This window comes from Corallococcus sp. AB030, assembly GCF_003668965.1.
In the GTDB taxonomy this organism is placed as follows: domain Bacteria; phylum Myxococcota; class Myxococcia; order Myxococcales; family Myxococcaceae; genus Corallococcus; species Corallococcus exiguus.
The window spans coordinates 21208-28004 of the sequence record NZ_RAWQ01000148.1 but is presented as its reverse complement, the minus strand read 5'-3'; the positions used below and the strand labels follow the sequence as shown (position 1 = coordinate 28004).

7 protein-coding genes are annotated in these 6797 nt (G+C 70.6%); 3 read left to right on the top strand and 4 right to left on the bottom strand.

The genetic code is table 11. The annotated features are described in order from the left end of the window. Positions 1-76 precede the first annotated feature (76 nt). Positions 77-1099 (top strand): RNA polymerase sigma factor RpoD/SigA, encoded by a 1023-nt coding sequence (locus D7Y15_RS29565; RefSeq protein ID WP_121754645.1) that lies wholly within the window; start codon positions 77-79, stop codon positions 1097-1099. A 93-nt stretch (positions 1100-1192) separates the two neighbouring features. After that, positions 1193-1744 (top strand): hypothetical protein, encoded by a 552-nt coding sequence (locus D7Y15_RS29560; protein ID WP_121781133.1) that lies wholly within the window; start codon positions 1193-1195, stop codon positions 1742-1744. A 31-nt stretch (positions 1745-1775) separates the two neighbouring features. Here the strand turns inward: D7Y15_RS29560 and D7Y15_RS29555 are convergent, their stop codons facing one another. The 4 genes from D7Y15_RS29555 to D7Y15_RS29540 form a co-directional block, all read right to left on the bottom strand. Next, positions 1776-3341, bottom strand: coding sequence for a beta-ketoacyl synthase N-terminal-like domain-containing protein (locus tag D7Y15_RS29555; RefSeq protein WP_121754644.1), 1566 nt, complete (start codon positions 3339-3341; stop codon positions 1776-1778). A 29-nt stretch (positions 3342-3370) separates the two neighbouring features. After that, a complete protein-coding gene (locus tag D7Y15_RS29550; RefSeq protein WP_121754643.1) occupies positions 3371-4846 on the bottom strand; it encodes a hypothetical protein in 1476 nt (491 codons plus the stop codon). 82 nt (positions 4847-4928) lie between these two features. Next, the gene (locus tag D7Y15_RS29545) at positions 4929-5636 is read right to left on the bottom strand and encodes a hypothetical protein (RefSeq protein ID WP_121754642.1); all 708 of its coding nucleotides are present in this window, start codon (positions 5634-5636) and stop codon (positions 4929-4931) included. A gap of 27 nt (positions 5637-5663) precedes the next feature. Beyond that, positions 5664-5960: a molecular chaperone DnaJ gene (locus D7Y15_RS29540; RefSeq protein ID WP_120596237.1), complete on the bottom strand. Its 297-nt coding sequence runs from the start codon at positions 5958-5960 to the stop codon at positions 5664-5666. A gap of 56 nt (positions 5961-6016) precedes the next feature. On the opposite strand from D7Y15_RS29540, the gene D7Y15_RS29535 reads away from it, so the two are divergent. Next, positions 6017-6775: a DUF4159 domain-containing protein gene (locus tag D7Y15_RS29535; protein ID WP_121754641.1), complete on the top strand. Its 759-nt coding sequence runs from the start codon at positions 6017-6019 to the stop codon at positions 6773-6775. The last annotated feature ends 22 nt before the right edge of the window (positions 6776-6797 follow it).

The following is a 6797-nucleotide window of genomic DNA, read 5'->3' as shown; positions in this document are numbered from 1 at the left end:
GCCCCGCGCGAAGCGCCCCGCGGCCTCCGCCCGCCCGGGGACCGCCCGGCAGACAACTCCGGAAAACCCGCAAGCTCTGGACGAAGAAGTCGAGGAGACCGTCCAGGACCCGGACGCCCTGGAGCCGGACCTGACGGAATTGAACGAAGCGGAGGCGGAAATCGAGGAGTCCCCGGCTCCCGCCCGCGCCGCCCGGCCCGCGGCCCTGGTGCGCGCGGAGAGCAGCAGCGCCCTCACCAACCGGGACCCGCTCCAGGCCTACATGGCCGAGGTGACGAAGCACCCCCTGCTCACCCGGGAGGAGGAGCACCAGCTGGCCAAGGAGTACCAGGCCTCGGGGAACGTGCGGGCGGCCTACCGCCTGGTGGCCTCCAACCTGAGACTCGTGGTGAAACTGGCCCACGAGTACCACCGCAACCCCCTGTCCCTGCTGGACCTGGTGCAGGAGGGCAACATCGGGCTGATGCAGGCAGTGAAGAAGTACGACCCGGACCGGGGCGTGAAGCTCAGCTCCTACGCCGCCTGGTGGATCCGCGCGTACATCCTCCGCTACATCATGGACAACTGGAAGATGGTGAAGCTGGGGACCACCGAGGCCCAGCGGAAGCTCTTCTTCAAGCTGCGCCAGGAGCAGGAGAAGCTCATCTCCCAGGGCTTCGAGGCCAGCCCGCGCCTGTTGGCGGAGCGCCTCAACGTCACCGAGCAGGACGTGGTGGAGATGGACCAGCGGCTGGGGCACGACGAGGTGTCCATCGACGCGCCGCTGGGCAACGACGGGGACTCGGGCTCCACCCGGGCGGACCGCTACCTGCCGTCCAGCGCGGTGCCCGCCGACGAGCGCCTGGGCAGCGAGCAGCTCAAGGCCCTCTTCCGGGAGAACCTGGCCGCCTTCGCCCAGACGCTGGAGGGCAAGGAGCGCTACATCTTCGAGCACCGCCTCACCGCGGACGAGCCGCTCACGCTCCAGGACATTGGCGACAAGTACGGCGTCAGCCGCGAGCGCGCCCGGCAGATTGAGGCGGCCCTCATCAACCGGATGCGTGAGTTCATGCGCGAACGCATCCCGGACTTCGACATGGTGGCGGTACCCAAGGGCTGACGCAGTGGGGAAGGGTGGGGGCACGGGGCGCGAAGGGGCCGCGCTAGGATGGCGGCCTTCACCCCACTGCTTCCCGTCCGGGAGGTCGTCCCCATGCGCCACCTGCTTCGCGCGGTCCTGACCGCGTCCGTCGTCATCGTCACCGGTTGTGCCGGCCACCAGCGCGACAACTACGTCCGCGACCGCGCGGCCACCGTGGCTTACGAGCAGCCGCTCGCGCAGCTGTGGCCGGAGGTGAAGGCCATCATGGACGAGCGCGGCTATTCGTGGCGCGAACTGCCCAACCAGTTCGTGCTGGAGACGGAGTGGCTGGACTCCGGCGGCGGCACGTTGGGGCCCACGTCCTCCACGCGCTACCTCATCGAAGGGGTCACCCTGGCGGATGGCCGGGCCGTGCTGCGCGCGCTGCGCTCCGACCGCGTGCAGCAGTCCGTGGGCGTCAGCTATGCCACCGACAAGGGCACCGGCAACCCGGCCACCGGCGGCCTGGCGGACCCCAACGGCGTGGGCCGAAGCACCAGCGGCCTGGCCCCGGAGCAGAAGGCCAGCTACCGCGACCTGGACCTGGAGCTGGAGTTCTTCCGCAAGCTCAACCCGAAGGGAGCCACGGCCCTGGAGGCCGAAGCGTCCGCGAAGTACCCGTAGGCCCTTCGCGGAACCGCTACGCCCCCCCGGCCTACTTCCAGGGCCGGGAGATGACGCAGGCGTTGATGCCGCCCACGCCCATGGACAGCTTGCCCGAGCACCCCTCGGGCGCCGCCTCTCCCTGATTGAAGACGAAGCGGCCGTGCACCTTGGCGATCTGCTTGTTGAGCTCCGGCGCGGCCAGCGGCGTGGGGTACACCTTGCCGGCCTCCGCGCCCAGGTACTGCGCGGTGAGCTCCCAGCCGCCGCCCGCGGACATGCCGTGGCCGAAGGTGCCCTTGCGCGCGGTAATCAGCACGGACTCCGGCAGCACGTCGCGCAGGGTCTGCACCTCCAGGAAGTCGCCCGGGGTGGCGGTGGCGTGCAGGTCCCAGCTGCCCACGTCCTGCGGCTGACAGCCGGCGGCGCCCAGCGCCTCGCGGATGGCCAGGGTGGGGCCTTCCTTGGACGGGGTGATGATGTGGTCCGCGTCCGCGGTGACGCCCACGGCGACGGGCTCCAGGCCCAGCGCCTTGAAGCCCTTCTGGGTGAAGTGCTCGTAGTCGCCCACCACCCACACCACCGCGCCTCCGGCGATGTGCGTGCCGCGCAGCGCGGTGAGGGGCTTGGACACGGCGGCGTCCGCGGAGATGACGCGCGCGTTGTAGAAGCCGCCCACCACCAGCGGGTTGGGCGCCGCGTCCGTCATGCCCAGCACCACGGCCTTGGCTTCACCCAGGCGGATGGAGTTCATGGCCAGCTTCAGGCCGTAGCCGAAGGACGAGCACGCGGCCACCGGCGCGAACGTCATGCCGGTGATCTGCCCCAGCATGGAGACCTGGGACGCGGGCGTGTTGTGGATGTTCCACAGCACGTTGGAGGACACGGCGTTCCACGGCGGCTCGGGCGCGCTCCACTTCTTCTGCAGGCGCCCGTTGCGCGTGCGCTTCTCCTTGATGACGGCCAGCTTGGCGGACTCCACGTCGCCCTCGTCGGGCACGCCAATGGCTTCAATCTCGCGCAGCTCCTCCAGGTACTCGCGCAGCTCCGGCGAGCGGCCGGCCCAGAAGTGCCACCAGTCGTCCTCCGCCTTGTCGCGCTCCACCTCTTCGATGGTGGAGGGCTCCGGAGGCAGGCCGGGCAGCGGCTCGCGCGTCTCACGCCACTGGCGAACGGCGCCGTTGCGCTCGGGGCTGGCCCAGAAGCGGTCCCACCGGCGCTGGGCGCGGTAGAGGTCCAGGGAGATGTTCTGGATGGTGGGCAGGTCGCCCAGGCCGGTGCCCACGTAGACGTGGGCCTTCGTGCCCAGCTCCTGGAGCTCCTTCTCGATGCCCGGGTTCTGCGACAGCGACTGGATGAAGGCGCCGATGGCGTACTGCGTGGGCTGCCCCATCTTCCGCTCCAGCTGGGAGAAGCGGTTGGCGGGGAAGCGCGCGTCGATCCACGGCTTGTAGTCCGCCAGGTTGAACGTGGGCGTGCCGACGAGGAAGTTGTCCGGACCGAAGCCGTTGAAGGGGGTCAGCCAGGTCTCGGACGACTCGAGGTTCTTCGCGAAGGCCTCGATGTTGGGGGAACGCGGGGCGACCACGCCCCAGCCGAAGATTCCGACTCTGCGCACGGGTGTTTCCTCCGCCGCCCGGGGGAAGGCTAAAGCGGCTGGATCTTGAGGTTGTCGAAGTGGACGCGCGTCTGCCAGCCGGAGAACCCGAAGTACTGGTTCCGGGGGCCGTAGAGCGGGGACGCGTCCTGGAGGGTCAGGAAGGGCTTGCCGTCCACTTCCCACGACAGGAGTCCGTCCCGCCGGGTGATTTTGAAGTGGTAGCGCTGGCCGGGCACCACCGCGGCGCCGTCGCGCACGGCGCGGTCGTGGGTGTGCTCGTGCTGGCGCGCGATGATGGACTGGGTGTTGCGCCAGCCGCCGTAGATGAAGACGTAGCCGGTGGCGGTGTACTGCAGGCGCGGGTCGCCCGCGTAGAAGGAGCGGCCGTCGCCCCACGCCTCGACCTTCATGTCGCCTTCCGGGCTGTCACCCCAGGCGTCGAACTCGATGACTGCGTTCTCCGGGAGGGGCTTCTTCAGCCACACCGGGCGGTTGCCCAGGGCCTGCACCACGAGCGCCCCGTCCTCGATCTTCGTGGCGGAGGGGTTGGTGACGTTCCACGCGTCGCCCAGGGTGTCGCGGTTGAAGTCGTCCTCGGAGGGGCCCGGGGGCAGGGTGGGCTCCTGCTTCGCCACCATGGTGGCGGGCATGGAGTCCGGCGTGCCGATGCGCAGGTTGTCGAAGAACAGCTGCGACTCCCAGCCGGACAGGCCCAGCCGGTCCTGCCCCTTGCCCTTCAGCGGGAACGGGTCGTCCAGCTCGCCCACGAGCTGGCCGTCAATGGCCCACTTGAGCACGTTGCCGCGCCGCTCGATGCGCCAGTGGTATGTGCGGCCGGACTGGATGGGGGCGCCCACGCGGGACTCCACGCGCACCCGGGTGTCCTTCTTGAAGACGCCGGTGGCGACGAGGTCCGCGCCCTGGCCGCCGCCCTTCTCCGCGACGCGCGCGGCCTTGCGCTGGAGCGCGTCCAGCGCGGGGGCGTTGATGTCCTTCCGGGCGATGACGGACAGGCTGTTGTTCCACCCGCCCTGCACCAGCACGTAGCCGGAGGCCGGGTCGCGGCCGTTGCCGAACAGCTCCACGCGGATGTCGCCGTCGGGGTACTCCGGGCGCACGTCGAACTCCACCGCCACGTCGTCCGGCAGCGCGGCCTGGAGCCACAGCGGGTTGTTCTTGGGCGCGGGGCCCAGCAGCTCCCCGTTCGTCACGCGCCAGTAGGCGCCGGTGGAGAAGAAGTCGCGCGCGACGACAGCGGGGTCGTTGAACGACTGCTGGTAGGGCACCGTCGCGGTGACGTCCGCCTGGCCCCGGATGAGCGCGTAGTGGATGAGCGGGAGCTGGATGAAGGCGACCGCGCCAGCGAGGATGGCCCACCCCTTGCGGCTCATGCCGGCGGGCTTGCGCCACCCCTCATGGGGCACGGCGGGCTGGGCGGCGTCCGGGGAAGACGGGACGGAGGCCGCCGGGGGCGACCCTTCCTGCTTCTGCGTGTCCTTGTCCTTGCGGCTGGCCTGGCCCATCGATGCTCGAGGAAGGGGAGGGGGAAAGCCGGCGGAATCTACGCCCCGGCCCCTCCGGCGTAAAGGATTGCCGGGACAGGGGCTACTTGACCCCCCAGCGCTTCTCGAGCGCCTGCTGCTCCGCCAGGCGCTGCTTCTGCTTCTGCTTCTCCGCCTTCTGTTGATCCGACTCCTCGGGCGAGGGGCGCACGGCGAGCTGGTAGACGCTGCCCGCCAGGGCGAAGAGGAGCGCGGCGATGATGACGCCCCAGGGGCGGCTGGCCACCGCCTCCACCACGCCGCCGAACTGGTGCAGCGCCGCGAGCGCGCCAATCACCAAAAGCCACGCGCCCACCACCGATGCGACGATGCCGCTCACCTGCCGGTGGAGGAAGGCGCCCACCAGACCGCCAATGATGAAGCCCGGCCCGAAGCCGAGCAGGAAGTCGCTGGGGCCGGCAATCTGGCCCGCCAGGAGCCCCAGCGGCACGCCCACGCCCACGAAGGTGACGGCGGGCGGGAAGAGGAAGCCCAGCGCCATCAGCGCCGCGGCCACCAGGGTGGGCATGCGGGGATCCAGGTCGACCAGGTTCAGCCGCTGGGTGACGGCGCCCGTCCACACCAGTCCCAGCACCGCGCCCACCGGGCCCGCCACGGCGCGGAACAGCTTGCCGCCGCCCGCGAGCAGCAACACCAGCCCCACGAGCGCGACCACGACGCCCACCCACATGGGCAGGAGCCGGTAGATGCCCACCCAGCCGGAGGGGTTGAAGGTCTGGTACGACTTGAGCGCCTGGAGGAAACCTTCCATGGCGAGACATCCTAGCGACTGTGGCCGTCAGGAATAGCGGGTCAAGGCGAGCCCCAGCAGCACCGCCAGGATGACGGCGCCCAGGAGCGCGTAACCGTAGAGGGCGCGGGGCGTCTCCGTGGCGCGCAGCAGGTCTTCCGCGCGTTCGCGGTCTTCCGGAGAAGGGCTGCCCGCGAGGATGCGCTGTGCGTCCCGCCGAGCGCCGGCCACGTCACCCGCGTCCTTGCGGGCCCAGGCGGCGCGCACGTCTTCAGAGCCTGGGAGGGTGCCGGGAGCCTGGGGGCCGCCTCCGGGCTCCGGGGGCGTCTGTCCGCCTTTCGCCATGGGGCGCGTCTATACCAGGGAATGCAGGCACCCGCCGACGGTATAAGCAGGTCCCCATGCCTGTGCGGCCCCTCTCCCGTCGAAACCTCCTGCTCGCCACGTCCGCGCTCGTCCCGCTGCTGTCCCGGCGTGCGGCCGCCTTCGGTGAGAAGAGCCGCTTCATCCCCGCCGTGGCCCGGCACGGGGGCCGCTGGGACGGCCGGTTGTCGGGGCTGCGCCGCCTTGCGTGGGAGCTGCAGCGGCGCACGTCCGTGGAGGTGGTGCCGGACGCGCGCCCGTTCGCGCTGAACAGCCCGGACCTCTTCGAGTACCCGTTCCTCTACTTCGGAGGGGACGGGGCCTTCCCGCCGCTCACCGACGCGGAGGTGTCCAACCTGCGCCGCTACCTGACGTACGGCGGCTTCGTGTTCGGGGACGCCAACGACGGCAGCGACGGGGACGGCTTCGACGCCAGCTTCCGCCGGGAGATGGCGCGCGTGCTGCCGCAGAGCCCGCTGAAGGAGGCGCCGAGCACGCACGTCGTCTTCAAGTCCTTCTTCCTCCTGGACGCGGCGCCGGGGCGCCTGTTGCACAAGCCGCTGCCGCTGGTGGCGAGCGTGGGCAAGCGCGCGGCGGTCATCTATTCGCAGAACGACGTGGCGGGCGCGTGGAGCCGCAGCGAGTCCGGCGACTACGAGTTCGACGTGTCCCCGGGCGGCGAGCCGCAGCGCGAGCTGGCCATCCGCCTGGGCATCAACCTGTGCATGTACGCGCTCTGTCTGGACTACAAGGACGACGCGGTGCACCTGCCCCTCATCCTCAACAAGCGGCGCTGAGAGTGCGTTTCCTCGCGCGAAC

What these genes read in the sequence shown, in the direction of transcription:
- D7Y15_RS29550 (WP_121754643.1), bottom strand. Translation starts at nt 4,846, where the DNA reads ATGGGCCAGGCCAGCCGCAAGGACAAGGACACGCAGAAGCAGGAAGGG.
- D7Y15_RS29540 (WP_120596237.1), bottom strand. Translation starts at nt 5,960, where the DNA reads ATGGCGAAAGGCGGACAGACGCCCCCGGAGCCCGGAGGCGGCCCCCAG.
- D7Y15_RS29535 (WP_121754641.1), top strand. Translation starts at nt 6,017, where the DNA reads ATGCCTGTGCGGCCCCTCTCCCGTCGAAACCTCCTGCTCGCCACGTCC.
- D7Y15_RS29545 (WP_121754642.1), bottom strand. Translation starts at nt 5,636, where the DNA reads ATGGAAGGTTTCCTCCAGGCGCTCAAGTCGTACCAGACCTTCAACCCC.
- D7Y15_RS29560 (WP_121781133.1), top strand. Translation starts at nt 1,193, where the DNA reads ATGCGCCACCTGCTTCGCGCGGTCCTGACCGCGTCCGTCGTCATCGTC.